This window comes from Streptomyces sp. NBC_01689 (genome assembly GCF_036250675.1).
Taxonomy (GTDB): domain Bacteria; phylum Actinomycetota; class Actinomycetes; order Streptomycetales; family Streptomycetaceae; genus Streptomyces.
Genome location: NZ_CP109592.1, coordinates 2,865,667 through 2,881,748, shown reverse-complemented (window position 1 = coordinate 2,881,748; position 16,082 = coordinate 2,865,667). Strand labels below are relative to the sequence as shown.

Annotated in this window: 9 protein-coding genes; 4 read left to right on the top strand and 5 right to left on the bottom strand. The window is 74.5% G+C overall.

Annotated elements, in window-relative coordinates; genetic code table 11:
- Position 1: 1 nt before the first annotated feature.
- Both OG776_RS12220 and OG776_RS12215 read right to left on the bottom strand, forming a co-directional pair.
- Positions 2-7,261 carry an SDR family NAD(P)-dependent oxidoreductase gene (locus tag OG776_RS12220; protein ID WP_329320591.1) on the bottom strand — a complete coding sequence of 2,420 codons (7,260 nt, stop codon included), beginning with the start codon at positions 7,259-7,261 and terminating at the stop codon, positions 2-4.
- Between the two features lie 301 nt (positions 7,262-7,562).
- On the bottom strand, positions 7,563-7,763 hold the full coding sequence (locus OG776_RS12215) for a hypothetical protein (RefSeq protein ID WP_329320589.1): 201 nt from the start codon (positions 7,761-7,763) through the stop codon (positions 7,563-7,565).
- A 795-nt stretch (positions 7,764-8,558) separates the two neighbouring features.
- Between OG776_RS12215 and OG776_RS12210 the strand changes: the two genes are divergently transcribed.
- On the top strand, positions 8,559-9,593 hold the full coding sequence (locus OG776_RS12210) for a cation diffusion facilitator family transporter (protein WP_148012698.1): 1,035 nt from the start codon (positions 8,559-8,561) through the stop codon (positions 9,591-9,593).
- A 150-nt stretch (positions 9,594-9,743) separates the two neighbouring features.
- Here OG776_RS12210 and OG776_RS12205 read toward each other — a convergent pair whose 3' ends face one another.
- A complete protein-coding gene (locus OG776_RS12205) occupies positions 9,744-11,042 on the bottom strand; it encodes a cation diffusion facilitator family transporter (protein ID WP_329320586.1) in 1,299 nt (432 codons plus the stop codon).
- 92 nt (positions 11,043-11,134) lie between these two features.
- Between OG776_RS12205 and OG776_RS12200 the strand changes: the two genes are divergently transcribed.
- Together OG776_RS12200 and OG776_RS12195 are read left to right on the top strand one after the other, a co-directional pair.
- Positions 11,135-11,494 carry an ArsR/SmtB family transcription factor gene (locus OG776_RS12200; RefSeq protein WP_187286118.1) on the top strand — a complete coding sequence of 120 codons (360 nt, stop codon included), beginning with the start codon at positions 11,135-11,137 and terminating at the stop codon, positions 11,492-11,494.
- Between the two features lie 42 nt (positions 11,495-11,536).
- On the top strand, positions 11,537-12,379 hold the full coding sequence (locus OG776_RS12195) for an alpha/beta fold hydrolase (RefSeq protein WP_329320583.1): 843 nt from the start codon (positions 11,537-11,539) through the stop codon (positions 12,377-12,379).
- Positions 12,380-12,496: 117 nt separating this feature from the next.
- Here OG776_RS12195 and OG776_RS12190 read toward each other — a convergent pair whose 3' ends face one another.
- Positions 12,497-13,657 carry a magnesium and cobalt transport protein CorA gene (locus tag OG776_RS12190; protein ID WP_329320581.1) on the bottom strand — a complete coding sequence of 387 codons (1,161 nt, stop codon included), beginning with the start codon at positions 13,655-13,657 and terminating at the stop codon, positions 12,497-12,499.
- 156 nt (positions 13,658-13,813) lie between these two features.
- Here OG776_RS12190 and OG776_RS12185 point away from each other — a divergent pair, with 156 nt between their 5' ends.
- Positions 13,814-15,151 (top strand): winged helix DNA-binding domain-containing protein, encoded by a 1,338-nt coding sequence (locus OG776_RS12185; RefSeq protein WP_329320579.1) that lies wholly within the window; start codon positions 13,814-13,816, stop codon positions 15,149-15,151.
- A gap of 106 nt (positions 15,152-15,257) precedes the next feature.
- Here OG776_RS12185 and OG776_RS12180 read toward each other — a convergent pair whose 3' ends face one another.
- Positions 15,258-16,049, bottom strand: coding sequence for a S1 family peptidase (locus tag OG776_RS12180; RefSeq protein WP_148007338.1), 792 nt, complete (start codon positions 16,047-16,049; stop codon positions 15,258-15,260).
- Between the last annotated feature and the right edge of the window lie 33 nt (positions 16,050-16,082).

The window sequence follows — 16,082 nt, the reverse complement described above, 5'->3', positions numbered from 1 at the left end:
GTCACCAGCCCGAGGCGGTGTGGACGACGGCCGTGTCGGCCGCGGGACCCCACGCCAGCTCGCGCAACAGGCTGGCCGTGCCTTCCTCGGGGTCGATGAGCCGGATGCCCCGCCCCGCGTAGTGCCGCATCAGCTCCGGGGTGACCATCCCGTGGTTCCCGTCGCCGGTCGGTGCCCAGGGCCCCCAGTGGACGGTCAGCCCCCTGCGGCCCGCGCCGGACGCGGCCCATCCGGCGCCGAGGGACTCCAGGGCGTCGTTGGCGGCGGCGTAGTCGCTCTGACCGCGGTTGCCTAGCACCGCCGCGATGCTGCCGAACAGGACGGCGAACCGTGGGCCGTCGGGCAGTTCGCCCACCGCGTCGAGCAGTTCGCGCGCGCCGTCGGCCTTCGTACGGAACACCCGGTCCCAGGAGGCCGGGCTCTTCTCCGCGATCAGCCTGTCCTCGATCACACCGGCCGCGTACACCACGCCGTCGAGCCGGCCGTGCTCGGCGTGGATCTCCTTGACGGCCCGGCGCACGGCGTGGCCGTCCAGCGCGTCCACGGTGCGGTAGCGCACCTCGGAGCCGAGCGCGGCGAGCCCGCGCAGGGTGGCGCGCACCTCGCGCTCCGCCTGGATCCGGCCGGTGACCCGCTCGATCTCGGCGGGGACGCGTAGACCGCCCGCGATGAGCGCGGCCCGCAGTTCGTCCGTGCCGCGCGCGGCGGCGACGGAGGGGTCCTCCTCGCCGTCGGTCAGGGCGGTCCGGCCGAACAGCTCGATCCGGCAGCGGCTCGCGGCGGCCAGCGTCGCGGCGAACCGGGCGGTGATGCCCCGAGCGCCGCCCACCAGCAGGACCACCGACGTGGCGTCGAGGCCGAGCGCGGCGGCCTCGGCCGCACCGTCCCCGGCCGGGCCCGCGCCCGTGCTCCCGAGCAGTCCGAGCCCCTCCTCGGTCATGCGCAGCCCACGCCGGGCCCCGGGCGCGCGCAGCACCACCGGCTCACGGTCGGGAGCGGTGAGTTCGGCGACGAGTTCCGCGGCGCGGTCCTCGGGCGCGGTGCCGGGGGCGTGCTCGACGACCCGGGCCACGGTGTCGGGGTACTCGCGCGCGACGGTGCGGAAGAAGCCGCGCAGCCCCGGCGAGGCACCCGAGGCCAGGACCCAGCGGGGACGGCCGGACAGTACCTGCCGGTACGCGGGGTAGGCCTCGGGCAGCACGGGCGGGGAGTCCGGGCCGACGAGGTGGACGAGACCGTCGAACTCCGCCCCGGCGGGGGGCTCTTCGGCGGTCACCGCGTGGGCGCCGTGCGCGGTCAGCCGTGCGGTCAGCGCGTCGGCGAGCGGCCCGCGGCCGAGCAGCAGGAATCTTCGCCCCACCAACTCGTCCGTGTGCTGCCCCGGTTCGGCCGGTGCGAGGTCGTACTCCCGCATCACCAGCCGTCCGGGCGCCGTGACGACGGGTTCGGTGACGGCGGGTCCGGCGACGACCGGTTCCGTGACGGCCGGGCCGCTCTCCGCGGGACCGGTCGGCTCGCCGCGGACACCCGCGAGCAGTGCGGTGAGCGCGGTGGCGGTGCGGGCTTTGGCGAGTTCCTCGATGCCGGTGTCGTCGGTGGTTGCGGTGGTGGTGAGTCCGAGGCGGGTGGCGAGTTCGCCGGCTATCTCGGCTCTTTTGATGGAGTCGACGCTGAGGTCGGCTTCGAGGTCGAGGTCGGGTTCGATCATGTCGACGGGGTAGCCGGTGCGCTCGCCGATCACTTCGAGCACGAGGGCGAGGACGGCCCCCGCGTCCGGGAAGGCCTCCGCCCCGGGGCCGGCGGGGGCCCGGTCCGGCAGGGTCGCGCGGGCGGTGCGTGTCCCGGTCGCGCGTTCCAGCAGTGCGGTGAGCGCGGTGGCGGTGCGGGCTTTGGCGAGTTCCTCGATGCCGGTGTCGTCGGTGGTTGCGGTGGTGGTGAGTCCGAGGCGGGTGGCGAGTTCGCCGGCTATCTCGGCTCTTTTGATGGAGTCGACGCTGAGGTCGGCTTCGAGGTCGAGGCCGGGTTCGATCATGTCGACGGGGTAGCCGGTGCGCTCGCCGATCACCTGGAGCACGACGGACAGCACCGAGTTCCCCGCCGGTCCGGCCGGCTCGGGGACGGGCGCGGGGGCGGGCAGCGCGGTCACCGTGACGGGGGCGTCGGCGTAGGTGACGGGTGCGGGTGCGGGGGCGGTGGCGTACGCGGCCGAGGCGGGGGCAGCGGGCCGCGCCCCGGGGACCGCGCCCAGGTACCCGAGCATCACGTCCCGTTGCGCCGCGATCATCTCGCGGCCGGCCCGCAGGAACTCGCTGACCAGAGCCTCGGAGCCGGTCGCGGCCGCCGGATCGCGGGTGGTGTCGCCGCTGGTCATGAGGGCCTCCGGGATGCGCTCGGCGGGGTGGAGCGCGGCGGCGGGGATCACGCCGTCCGCGGTACGGAGCAGATGGCCGTCCACCGTCCAGGCGGCGCGCCGGGGGCGCGTGGCGCGGGCGGCGTCGCGCGCGTCCCGGTCCTGGAAGAGCCACCCGGTCCTGATGTCCACCCCGGCGACGGCCAGCCGGGCGAGCGCGGAGAGGAACCCGGGGAGTCCGCCGCGGCGGCGGTCCTCCAGGGCGATCGTGCGGTGCGGCCGGTCACCGAGCACCGCGTCCACCAGCCGGGTCAGCACCGAACCGGGGCCGGCCTCGACGAAGACCCGGGCGCCGGCCTCGTACATCGCCTCGATCTGGTCGGCGAACCGGACCGGTGCGCCGATCTGGGCGGCCAGTTCGGCCCGGATCGCCCCGGGGGTCACCGGGTAGGGCTCGGCGGTGCGGTTCGACCAGACCGGGAAGTCGGGTGTGTGCAGGGGGACTTCGGCGAGCGACTCGGCGAACCGTTCGCCCGCGGCCGCGACCAGGGGGCTGTGGAAGGCGCAGGCCACCGGGATGCGCTGGGCGCTCAGCCCCCGGGCGCGCAGCCGATCCACCGCGCGGAGCACGTCCTCGGTGGGACCCGAGATCACGGTCTGGCGGGGGGAGTTGCGGTTCGCCGTCACGACCGTCGCGGTGAGGCCCGCCTCGGCCAGGGCGCTCGCGACCTCCGGTTCGGACGCGGTGACGGCGGCCATGGTGCCGGGGTCGCCGCTTCCGGTGGCGCCCAGGACCGCGGCGGCGCGGTCGTGGCTGGCCCGCAGCAGGTCCTCCGGCGCGAGGACACCCGCCGCGGCGAGCGCCGCCAGCTCTCCGTAACTGTGCCCCGCGGCCATCGCCGGGCGTACCCCGGCCCTGTTCAGGAGCTGGACGGCGGCGAGCGAGGTCAGGCCGAGGGCGGGCTGCGCGCGTGCGGTGTCGGTGATCCGCTCCCGCTGTTCCTTGCGGCTCGCCTCGTCGAAGGGCGCGGCCGGGAAGAGCACCCGGGCCGTCGCCGGGTCGAGCCGGAGATGACGCTGCAGCTCGGGGAAGGCCACGAACAGCTCCGCGAACATCCCGGGCCGCTGGCTGCCCTGTCCGGGGAAGAGCATCGCGACGCGCGCGTCATCCGGTCCGAAGAGCCGCGGATCGTCGGACGGTCCCGGCCCGCTCCCGGCGGCGCGCGGGGTCTCGACGGGGCCCCGGGCGGCGAAGGTGTCGGTGGTGCGGCGCTCCGCCAGGACCGACGCGGACGAGCCGATCTCCGGACCGGAGGTGAACAGACCGTCGTCCGGGCTGTGTTCGCCCGCCACCGCCCGCCCGAGCAGACCGCGCAGTTCGTCGGTGGAGGCGGCGACCAGCGCGATGCGTACGGGCAGAGCTCGGGGCGCGGCCGCCTCGGCCCGCAGGGACGCGGCGAGGGCGAGGTCCCGCAGCCGCCAGGGCTCGTGGGCTCCGGCGTCCGCCTCGGCGAGGGCCAGCAGCTCGGCGGCGGCGCGCCGGGCGGCGTCCGGATCCGCGCCACGGAAGGTGAACAGCTCCGCGGGCCACCGCCGGGCGGCCGTGACGGGCGGGGGGCCGTCCTCGTGGGCCCGCAGCACGACGTGGAAGTTGGTGCCGCCGAAGCCGAAGGCGCTGACACCGGCGACGCGTTCGGCCGGTGCGGCGGCCCACGGCCGGGCCTCGGTGTGGAAGGCGAACGGGCTGCTTTTCGCGTCCCAGGCCGGGTTCGGTTCGGTGAGGTGCAGGGTCGGAGGCCGTACGCCGGTGTGCAGGGCCAGCGAGGTCTTGATGAGTCCGGCCAGCCCGGCGGCGCATTTGGTGTGACCGATCTGCGACTTCACCGAACCCAGCGCACAACTCCCGGGCTCGGCCCCGGCCTCCTGGAACACCCGGGTGAGGGAGCCGAGTTCGGTGCGGTCGCCGACGACGGTCCCGGTCCCGTGCGCCTCCACGAGCCCGACCTCGGCGGGCGAGACCCCCGCGTTGCGGTAGGCCCGGGTCAGCGCGTTGTACTGGCCCTCGGGCCGGGGAGCGGTCAGGCCCAGCGCCCGGCCGTCGCTCGCGCTGCCGACGCCCTTGATCACCGCGTACACCCGGTCGCCGTCGCGCTCGGCGTCGGCCAGCCGTTTGAGGACGACGCAGCCGACCCCCTCGCCGAGGGCGATGCCGTCCGCGGAGCTGTCGAAGGGCGCGGAACGCCCGGAGGGCGACAGGGCGTGCGCGGAGGCGAAGAGCAGGTAGTCGTTGATGCCGTTGTGCAGATCCGCGCCCCCGCACAGCACCAGGTCGCTCGTCCCGGCGGTCAGTTCCTTGCACGCCACGTCGACCGCGGTGAGCGAGGACGCGCAGGCCGCGTCCACGGTGTAGTTGGCGCCGCCCAGGTCGAGGCGGTTGGCGATCCGGCCGGCGATGACGTTGGCGAGGATGCCGGGGAAGGAGTCCTCGGTCAGCCGTGGCAGCCGCTCGTCCAGCGCGGGCGGGAGGGCGCCGAGATAGGAGGGCAGTACGGAGCGGAGGGTCATCGCGTTGGACAGGTCACTGCCCGCCTCGGCGCCGAACACGACGGAGGCGCGGGCCCGGTCGAAGGGCCGGCTGCCGTAACCGGCGTCCTCCAGCGCCCGGCGCGCGGCCTCCAGGGCCAGCAGCTGCACGGGCTCGACGGCGGGCAGCGAGGCCGGCGGAATCCCGTACCGCAGCGGCTCGAAGGGGATGGCGGGCAGGAAGCCGCCCCACCGGGACGGGGTCTTCTCGCCGGTGCCGGAGCCGTCGGCGGAGTGGTAGAGGCCGGCGTCCCAGCGGGTCGCGGGCACCTCGGTGACGGAGTCCTCGCCCGCCAGCACATTGGCCCAGAAGGTGGCGAGGTCGGGGGCGCCGGGGAACATGCAGGCCATTCCGACGACGGCGATGTCCAGCGGTGCGGGGGAGGACACGGTGGCCGGCCGTCCGAGGCCGAGGGCGGCCAGCCGGTCCGCCAGGAAGGCGGCGGCCCCGGTGGTCACGGAGGCGTGCAGGGCGGCGACGGTGGTGACGGCCGAGCGCAGCACGGCCACTTCACCGGCCATGAACATGCCCTCGGCGAGCTGTCTCTCCTCACCGACCTCGCGGAGTTCGCCCCCGGCCCGCTCGATCCCCTTGCTGGCCAGCCGCAGCCGGCCCACGTTGAGCCGCTCCAGTCGTTCCCAGGCCTCGCGGCCGGGCACGGCACGGTCGGCCAGGTCCTGCTTGACGGCCGCGAACTCGTCCGTGAAGGGGCTGCGCACACAACGGGTGGCGTGACCCGGCGCGGTCTCCAGCAGATCCGTGCGTTCGGCGGCGACCATCTGACGCTGGAAGAGCGGCAGTACGGCGCCCGCGCTCACCGCCTCCTCGGTGAAGAGATAGGCCGTGCCCATCAGCACGCCGACGGAGGCACCCCGGGCGCTCAGCGGTGCGGCGAGGGCGGTGACCATCGCGGACGACCGCTCGTCGTGCACCCCGCCCGCGAAGAGCAGCCGCAGTTCGGCCGCCGTGCCCTGCTTCGCCCCCGTCAGGAAGTCGTCCAGCACGCCGAGTTGAGCCTCCCAGAGCGGGAAGCTGTTGCGCGGTCCGACGTGTCCGCCGCACTCGGCGCCCTCGAAGACGAACTTGCGCGCACCCGCGTCGAGGAACTGCTTCAGCAGGCCCGGGGACGGCACGTGCAGGAAGGTGGCGATGCCCGCCTCCTCCAGCGCGGCGGCCTGCGCGGGACGGCCGCCCGCGATGATCGCGTGGGAGGGACGGATCTCCCGGACGACGGCGAGCTGCGCGGCCTTGATCTCCTCGTCCGCGAACCCCAGGACGCCGACGCCCCACGGCGCGTCGCCCAGCGCGTCCCTGGTCCGCTCCAGGACGGCGCGGGTCTGTCCGGCGTCGGAGAGCGCGAGCGCGACGAAGGGGAGCGCGCCGTGTCCGCTCACCGCGGCGGCGAACGCGGCCTGGTCACTGACCCGGGTCATCGGCCCCTGCGCCAACGGCAGTTCGGTGCCGAGCGCACGACCGCCCGCACCGGTTCCGCCGAGGGCGGGACCGGCGTCCCGCAGGGCGTCGAGGACGGCGTCCCGTACGCCGCGCACGGCCGCGCGGACGGTGCCCCAGCGTTCCTGGAAGCGGGCCGCGAGGAAGCCGTCCTGACCGATCTCGGGGGCCGGGGCGCCGTCCGGCGCGCCCCGGCGGCGGACGACGCGGCGGCCCGCCTCCACGGTGGTCTCGGAGCCGTCGAGTCCGGCCAGCAGGGCCCGGGTCCCGGCGGGCAGCCCCGCCTCCGCCTCGTCGAGCAGGGCGAGCTGGATGTCCAGGACGACCCCGGCCCCGCCGCCCGCCACGACGGCCGCCGCGGTGTACGGTCCGGCGCCGCCCCAGGCCCATACGGGCAGATCTGACCCGTCGTCGCCCAGCAGCCGCTGCATCAGGACGAAGGTGCTCAGCTCGCCCACCGAGCCGCCCGCCTCGTGGCCCCGGGCGATCAGTCCGTCCGCGCCGGCCGCGGCGGCCCGTGACGCCTGCTCGTGGCCGGTCACCTCGACGAGCACGCGTCGGCCGGGGAAGTCCGCGGGGGCGCAGGAGGCGTCGTCGGTCAGCAGCACGGTGTGCGCACCGGCGGGGAGATCCCGCGCGGGGAAGGCGCCGGTGTCCCGGAGCCGTACGCCGAAACCCCCGGGTGACCATTCCGCGGCGAGCGCGAGTTCGCCGGCCGCCCGGCGCCCGCCCGAGGTGAGGTCCAGCACGCCCAGACCACCGGCGCGCGTGGCGGCGGCGGTGACCCGTGCCGACGGGACGGCGAACGGGTTCACGGCGATGACGAGGTCGTCGGCGGCGAGCGGGCCGGATGTATCGATATTCGGGACAGGCACGCGAACGCTCCAATATCACACGGGAGTGAGGAATGGTGGGGGAGAGCGGAGAGCGCTTGCGCTTCACAAGAGGCCGCGGCCACTGCGAAGCACGCTCATGCTTATTGCGCATCCGCGTGGAAGTCAAACTCTCAAGGAGGCAGGTGTTACCGGACGTAACGCTGCTGACGCGATGGCTTCGGATTCCCGTGTGCTGGGGCAACAGGTGCTTTGTTCCTGGGTAGTTGAGCGGCTGGTCGACCGCCGTTCGGACGCTGGTCGCCCGCGGGGTCGGCCTGCGGAAATGACTCCTGACGAAAAGTCAAAAGGTGCCGCGCGAGGGCTCGCGCGGAAACGTATTGTTTCCCTCGATGTAAATTGAATCCTTCAACAGTTCCGCCCCGGATAATCGGAATTCGCGCCGGGCAAAAGGGTCTGATTCATCACTTGGGTGTGAATAGCCGCGATTCGTACCCGTCAGTAGGTTGGCTTGTTGAGGACCGTCCTCGGCGCTGTGGATCATGCTCTTTCGGCACCCGGATCCACTCGTGCGGACGGCCCGTCCCGGCCGGTCCGTCGGCGGCGGGAGGGGCGGTGACCGGAGGGGCGTACGGGGTGTCCGGGGACGGCCCGCTCCCGCGCGCCCCGGCGCGGGTTCCGGCGGCCCGGCGGAACCCGCGCCGGGCCGCCGCGCTCCCGGCCCGTGAGACCAGCTCACGCAGGGTGTCGTCAGGTGTTCCCTCCCGCACCGCGCCGAACGGAGCGGCGCCGTCCGCCGGACCGGGCGGCACGCCTCCGGACGGCCGACCCCGGGGCGGCCTGAGGCGCGGCCCTCCGGGCCGGGGCGGGCCCGAGGCCCGCGGCTCCCGCGGAGAACGGCGCGAACTCGCCTCCGTGGAGCCCGTGGGAGATGGGGTTTCCGGTCATCGGAGGGGCTACGGACACCGGAGAGGCGCCGGCGGACCGTCATCGGATGCCGCCCGCGCGTGACAGGTGCGTCGGCGCCGGGTCAGGGGTCCGTCCGCGGCGGGTCCCCGCCTCTCGTCCCGGGCGCGCGCCCGCCGGCGCCCGGCCTCACCCCCGCGCTGTGCCCTCGCCTTCCGCCACCGGGTGCTCGGCGGCGGTGGCCGGGGCCCGGCCGCGGGAAGGGCCGCCGACCGGCCGACCGTCGGCGGGTGCCGGGTGTGCGGCGCGTCGCCGCAGGTCGAGGCCGCCCCACCGAAGATGACAACGGTGACCGGTGCAGCCTTTGCCGAATGCCCGGAGGTGCGTTTCACTTCGATCGAGGCACCGGACGCACAGGGGGAACACGGACAGCATGAGCGCTCACGGCCATGACCACGGATCCGGGCACGCGCAGGGGCACGGCCCGGGGGGTCATGGCGCCCACTCGCACGGTGTGTCCGCGGGTGCGGACGGCCGCTGGCTGGCGATCGCCCTCGCCCTCATCACCGCGTTCATGGCGGTCGAGGTCGTCGTCGGTGTCCTCGCCGGGTCCCTGGCCCTCATCTCCGACGCTGCGCACATGCTCACCGACGCCGCGTCCATCGTGCTCTCCCTGATCGCCATGCGGCTCGCCGCGCGCCCGGCCCGCGGCGGATTCACGTACGGACTCAAACGCGCGGAGATCCTCTCGGCCCAGGCGAACGGACTGACCCTGCTGCTGCTCGGGACGTGGCTCGCGTACGAGTCCGTGCGCCGGCTCATCGACCCGCCCGCGGTCGAGGGCGGCCTGATGCTCGTCACGGCGCTCGTCGGTATCGCCGTGAACGTGGCCGCCACCTGGTGCATCTCCCGGGCCAACCGCTCCTCGCTCAACGTCGAGGGCGCCTACCAGCACATCCTGAACGATCTCTTCGCCTTCATCGGGACCGCGGTCGCCGCGCTGGTGATCGTCCTGACCGGCTTCGGCCGTGCCGACCCGATCGCCACGCTGATGGTGGTCGCCCTGATGGCGAAGGCCGGGTACGGGCTCCTGCGGGATTCCGGCCGCATCTTCCTGGAGGCCGCGCCCGCGGATGTCGACCCGGACGCGCTCGGTGACCGGCTCGTCGCGCTGCCCGCCGTCGTGGAGGTCCACGACCTGCATGTCTGGCAGATCACCTCCGGCCAGGCGGCCCTGTCCGCGCACGTCCTGGTCGAACCCGTCGGCGACTGCCACGCCGTCCGCCGGGACCTGGAGGAACTCCTGCGCCAGGACTACGGCATCACGCACACCACGCTCCAGGTCGACCACGCCTCGGAGCAGGTGCTTCAGGTGGCGCTCCCCGGGGAGCGCCCGCGTCTCGACGACCCCGGGCACTGCGAGGAGGCCCACGGGCCGGTGCACCGCGAGGAGCCGCACGAACACTGAGCGGGCGGGCCTCCACGGGATGCCCGGGCCGGGGTGCGACTCGGTGATCCGGCGCGTCGTCGTCACCGGCGGCCGGACGGCGGGCTCATTCGTCGGGCGGGTCCGAGACGTGCTCGGGCGGGCGGGACGGGGCCCGGTCCGGTGATCCGGTCAGGCCGGGGCGCGATCGGTCCGGGGCTGACCGGCCGGTGCGCGGAGGTGCCCTGTAGGGCGATGCGACACGGGGTGATCCGACAGGGAGGGATCGGACACGGGGGGATCCGACATGGGGTGATCCGACATGGGGTGATCGGACACGGGGCGAACCAACGTGTGGTGTGGCGACATGTGGTGGGCCAGGGCCAGGTGTGGATCGGCCTCGCCGGGAGCGACGGCCGGATCGGCGTGCACCAGCGCGGCGTCGAGTTTAGGCACCGCGTGCAGCAGCGCGTGCTCGCACGCGACCGCCACCGTGTGCGCCGCGCGGACGGACAGCTCCCCGTCGACGACGACGGCGACCTCCGCGCGCAGCCGGTGTCCGATCCAGCGCAACCGCAGTTCGCCCACCGCGCGCACGCCGTCGACCGCCAGCAGCGCCGTCTCCGCGGAGTCGACGAGGGCCGGGTCGACGGCGTCCATGACGCGCCGGAAGACCTCGCGGGCGGCGTCCCGCAGCACGAGCAGGATGGCCGCCGTGATCAGCAGGCCGACGATCGGGTCCGCCGAGCGCCAGCCGAGCGCCGCGCCGCCCGCGCCGAGCAGGACGGCGAGCGAGGTGAACCCGTCCGTACGGGCGTGCAGACCGTCGGCGACCAGGGCGGCGGAGCCGATCTCCCGGCCGACCCGGATGCGGTAGCGGGCCACCCACTCGTTGCCGGCGAACCCGGCGAGGGCAGCGGCGGCCACCACGGGGAGGTGCTCGACGTCCCGCGGGTCGAGCAGCCGGTCCACGGCGGCCCAGGCGGTGAAGACCGCGGACGCGGTGATCGTCAGCAGGATGGCGAGCCCGGCCAGGTCCTCGGCGCGTCCGTAGCCGTAGGTGAAGCGGCGGTTGGCGGCGCGGCGGCCCAGGACGAACGCGATGCCGAGAGGGACGGCGGTGAGCGCGTCCGCCGCGTTGTGCACGGTGTCGCCCAGCAGCGCGACCGACCCGGAGGCCACCACGACGGCCGCCTGGACGAGCGCCGTGGCACCGAGCACGGCCAGTGAGACCCACAGGGCGCGCATGCCCCGGGCGGAGGACTCCAGTGCCACGTCCACCTTGTCCGCCGCCTCGTGCGAGTGCGGCGCGAGGAGGTGCCGCAGCCGGTGGCCGAGCCGCTGCCACCGGTGGACCGTCGGCCCCGGTGCGACGGGAGGGTGCGGACGCGGATGTCCGTGCTCCCGCTCGTCCTCGTGGCCGTGCCGGAGGGTGTCGCCGTGCGGGTGGGCGTGGCCGTGCGGGTGGTGGTGTGCGGGGCGGTGGCTCACGAGGGTCCCCTCTCCGGGCCGTCCGGTACGCGGGCGGGAAGGCGGCGCGGCAACGGTGGACACGGCCGCGCCCACTCCTCCATTATGTGCATATGAGCGCACGCATGCATCTGTCACCTGCCACCGATGCGCACCCGCGTACACCGGGCGAGGAGCAGTTCGCCCTCGCCGCCGAGCTGCTCGCCCTGCTCGGCGACCGCACCCGTCTGATGCTGCTGCACGCGCTCGCCGGGGGCGAGGCCGACGTCACCACGCTCACCCGGGCCTGCGGTGCCGCCCGTCCGGCCGTCAGCCAGCACCTGGCCCGGCTGCGTCTCGCGGGACTCGTGACCACCCGCAAGGAAGGCCGCCGGGTCGTCTACGCCCTGCGCGACGGCCACCTGCGCCGGGTGGTGGACGAGGCGCTCGGCCTGGCGGACCACAGGATCAGCGACCGCCCCGTACACGACTGACACGTCCGACGGCCCGCGGCCCGAAGGGAGACGTCCGAGACCATGGCCACCGAGGTGACCGAGAGCGACCTGGACCTGCCCGGCGGGCGCCGGCTGCACGTCTACGACACCGGCGGGGCCGGGACCCACCGCCTGGCGGTCGTGTGGCACCACGGCACACCGAACATCGGAGCGCCGCCCGCGCCGCTCTTCGCCGCCGCCGAGCGCCTGGGCGTCCGCTGGGTGTCGTACGACCGTCCCGGTTACGGCGGATCGACCCCGTCGCCGGGCCGGACGGTGGGGTCGGCCGCCGCCGACGTCACCCTGGTCGCGGACGCGCTGGGCCTCGGCCGTTTCGCTCTCATGGGTCACTCGGGCGGCGGCGCGCATGCCCTGGCGTGCGCGGCCCTGCTGCCGGAACGGGTGCTCGGCACGGTGAGCGTGGCGGGTCCGGCTCCCTTCGGAGCCGAGGGCCTCGACTGGTTCGCGGGCATGAACGAGTCCGGCCGGGCGTCCCTGACGGCGGCGCTCGCGGGCCGGGAGGAGAAGGCGCGCCACGAGGCGCGAGCGACGTACGACCCGGACATGTTCACCGCGGCCGACCACGCGGCCCTCGCCGGTGAGTGGTCCTGGTTCCACGAAGTCGTCGGGCCCGCCGTCGAAGGGGGGCCGGACGGACTGATCGACGACGACCTCGCCCATGTCGCCCCTTGGGGGTGCGACCCACGGTCGGCCGAGGGTCCGGTGCTCCTCCTGCACGGCGGCCGGGACCGTGTGGTCCCCTCCTCCCACGCCCGGTGGCTGGCGAGCCGGTGCCCCCGCTCGGAACTCGCCCTGCACGCGGCCGACGGTCACCTCTCGGTCCTGCGCCATGCCGTCGCCGCGCTGGAATGGCTGGCGGGGTGACGAGCGGACCGGGACAGCCCTCAGCGCGTCACGCGCGAGGGCGGCCCGTCGCCCGGGACGGGGACCTCCCGGCTCCGGGCCGGCGGGATCCGCGGGGTGCGTGACGCGGGACAGCCCTCAGAGCCAGTCCCGGCGTTTGAAGACGAGGTACAGACTCACGCACACGACGCCCATCAGCCCGATCGCGAAGGGGTAGCCGAACCCCCAGTGCAGCTCGGGCATGTGGGAGAAGTTCATGCCGTAGATCGTCCCGACCAGGGTCGGGGCGAACAGGATCGCCGCCCACGACGAGATCTTCTTGATCTCCTCGTTCTGTTCGAAGCCGGCCTCGGCCAGGGCGCGCATCTCGGCGTTCTGCTGCTGGGTCACCAGGGTCGCGTTGACGGTGAGGATGTCGGCGAGGGCCTGGCGGAAGCCGTCGACGCGCTCGCTGGTGTGGGTGACGTGGTCGGCGACGTCGCGCAGGTAGCGCTGCAGCTCCTCGTCCGTGCCGTACTTGGCGAACCCGGCCATCAGGGCGTGCAGCATGCCCACGAGGGGGCGGGTGGCGCGCTGGAACTCGACCATCTCGCGGGAGAGTTCGTAGATGCGGCGGGAGACCGCGGGGTCGCCCCGGAAGACCTCGGTCTCGATCTCGTCGATGTCGTTCTGGACTCCGGAGACGACGGGCACGTACCCGTCGACGACGGAGTCGAGGATCGCGTAGAGGACGGCCTCAGGGCCGAGCTTCAGCAGCTCGGTGGTGTCCTCCATCCGGCGCCGCACCGCGGAGAGGTCGGGCGCCGCGCCGTGCCGGACGGTGATCAGGAAGTCGGGGCCCACGAACACGTGCAGTTCGCCGAAGTCGACCTCCTCCAGCGCGTCCACGTAGCGCGCGGCGCGCAGCACGACGAAGAGCGTGTCGCCGTACCGCTCCAGCTTCGGACGCTGGTGCGCCTCCATGGCGTCCTCGACGGCGAGCGGGTGCAGGTCGAACTCGGCGGCCAGGGAGAGGAGTTCGGCCTCGGTGGGGCGGGCCAGACCGATCCAGGCCATGCCGTCCGGCTGGTCGCGCAGTTCTCTGAAGGTGTCGGCGAGGGACGCGGGCGTCGAGACGCGCACGCCGTCGCGGTACAGGGCCGCCTGGACGACGCTGCCGGTGTCGGGGATCTCCGGGGGCGGCGGGTCGGTGCGGGGGGCCGGGGGTGCGGCGGGGGGTGTGGCCGGCGCGGCGAGGGTGCGCCGCCAGACCGACTTCTTGCCGTTCCTGGCGGCCGGGCGGGGGCGTCGCTCGGACATTGCGGCTGCCTCCCCTGCGGGTCCGTACATGTGTGTGATCAACGAGCAGGATATACGGGTCGAATGCCACGTGAAGGGGGCGGGCGCCCCGACCCGGCACGGATACGCCGGTCCTTGCGGACCGAAGGTGTCCGCAAGGCACGTCAGCATGAGCCCATGACGAGGACGAACGGGACGACGGCGGACTTTCCTGAGGCGCGGGGCCCCGGGACCCAGGGCACGGAGGCGCACGGCACCGAGGCCAACGGCGGCGGTACGCCGTCGAGCGCGCGGGCGACGACACGGGCGCGGGCGAGCGCACGTGGGCGGGCCGAAGCACGGACCGGTGTGACGGCCGGTGTGACGGCCGACGCGCAGGCCCGGCCGGAGGTCCCGTCGACGGCGCGCGCACGCGGGGCGTCGCCCACCGTGCCCGTGCTCGGCCCCCGCGCCCTCAACCGCGCGACCCTGGAGCGCCAGCACCTGCTGCGCCGGTCCGCGGCTCTCGGCGCCACGCAGGCCGTCGCCCATCTCGTCGGCCTCCAGGCGCAGAACGTGAAACCGCCGTACTACGCCCTGGCCGCCCGTATCGAGGGTTTCCGTCCGGAAGATCTGTCCACGGCGATGGCGGATCGGGACGTCGTCCGGATCGTCACCCTGCGCTCCACCCTCCACACGCACACCGCAGCCGACGCGCTCTCGCTGCGCCCGCTCGTGCAGGCCGCCCGGGACCGGGAACTCCACGCCTTCCGCAAGGGGCTCGCCGGTGTCGACCTGGAGCGGCTCGCCGTGATCGGCCGGGAACTGGTAGAGGCCGAGCCGCGCACCATGGGGGAGCTGCGGGAGGCCCTGCTCGCGCACTGGCCGGACGCCGACCCGTTCGCGCTCTCGGTCGCCGCGCGCTGCCGGCTGCCGCTCGTCCAGGTCACCCCGCGCGGACTGTGGGGCCGCAGCGGCCGGGTCGCGCTGACCACGGCCGAGCACTGGCTGGGCCGCCCCGCCGCGCCCACGCCCGCCCCCGACGCGACCGTGCTGCGGTACCTGGCCGCCTTCGGGCCCGCCTCCGTCCAGGACCTGCAGACCTGGGCGGGCCTGACCCGGCTCCGGGACGCGTTCGAGCGGCTGCGGCCCCGGCTCGTCACCTTCCGCGACGAGAAGGGAACCGAGCTCTTCGACCTCCCGGACGCGCCCCGCCCCGACGCGGACACCCCGGCCCCGCCGCGGTTCCTGCCCGAGTTCGACAACCTGCTCCTGGCGCACGCCGACCGCTCCCGCGTGGTGCCCGCCGCGCTCAAGGGAAGGACCTGGGCGGGCAACCAGGCGTACCGCACCCTGCTCGTCGACGGATTCCTGGCGGGCGTGTGGCGGCAGGACGGGAACGTCCTCACCGTCGAGCCCTTCGGCGTCCTCACCAGGAGGGAGCGGGACGAGGTGGCGGGGGAGGCGGAGCGGATGCTCCGGGCGATGTCGGGCGACGGGTCCTACGACATCCGCTTCGGGACCGTCACGGAGTAGCCGCCGGCGGTCCGTGGGGTGGAACAGGGGGCGTTGCGGGCCGCTCGTGGAGGCCCGCAACGCCCCCTGGTCGGTGCCTGAGCGATGCTCAGGAGCTCTGTGGTGTCTACGAGTCGACCTGTGCCGTCACCAGGTCCGAGAAGGACGTCAGGCGGGTGTAGACACCGGGGTGGCCGGCCTCCGCGCAGCCGTTGCCCCAGGACGTGATGCCGGCCAGCACACCGCCGACGAGCAACGGGCCACCGCTGTCGCCCTGGCAGGTGTCGGTGCCGCCGTTCGGGTAGCCCGCGCAGACCATGTCGGAGGCCACGTAGCCGGAGCCGTACGAACTCCTGCAGCCGGCGTCCGAGACGATCGGGACGGTCGCCGTGCGCAGCCGGTCGGAGGAGGCGCCGTTCTCCGAGGTGGTACCCCAGCCGACGATGCGGGCGGTGGTGCCGGCCGCGTACACGCGGGTGTCCGTGGCGCTGACGTACGCCGCCGGGGTGTACGGCATCGACGTCGACAGGGTGAGCACGGCCACGTCGTCGCCGCTGGTGGCGTCCGTGTAGCCGGGGTCGACCCAGATCCTGCTGACCTCGCCGACGGTGCCGTTCGTACCGTCGAGGTACGTCCTGCCGCCGACGACGCGGACACTGCCGGCCGTCTCGCCGGCCATGCAGTGGGCGGCGGTGACCACCTTGTTCGCGGCGACCAGCGTCCCGCCGCAGAACTGGTGCTGCGAGGCGTCCGTGATCTGCATCATGAACGGGTACGCGGCCGTGGTGGTCGTCGTGCCTCCGACGATCGGCTGCGGGGCGGCGACGGCGCCCGGTGCGCACAGCAGAGCGGTCGCGGCGGCGGCAGCGGCCGCCGTACAGAGAGCGGCCGCCCTGGTGGCGCGGTTGAGGCCGGACATGGAACTCCTCGGAATCTGCCGGTGGGGGGACGC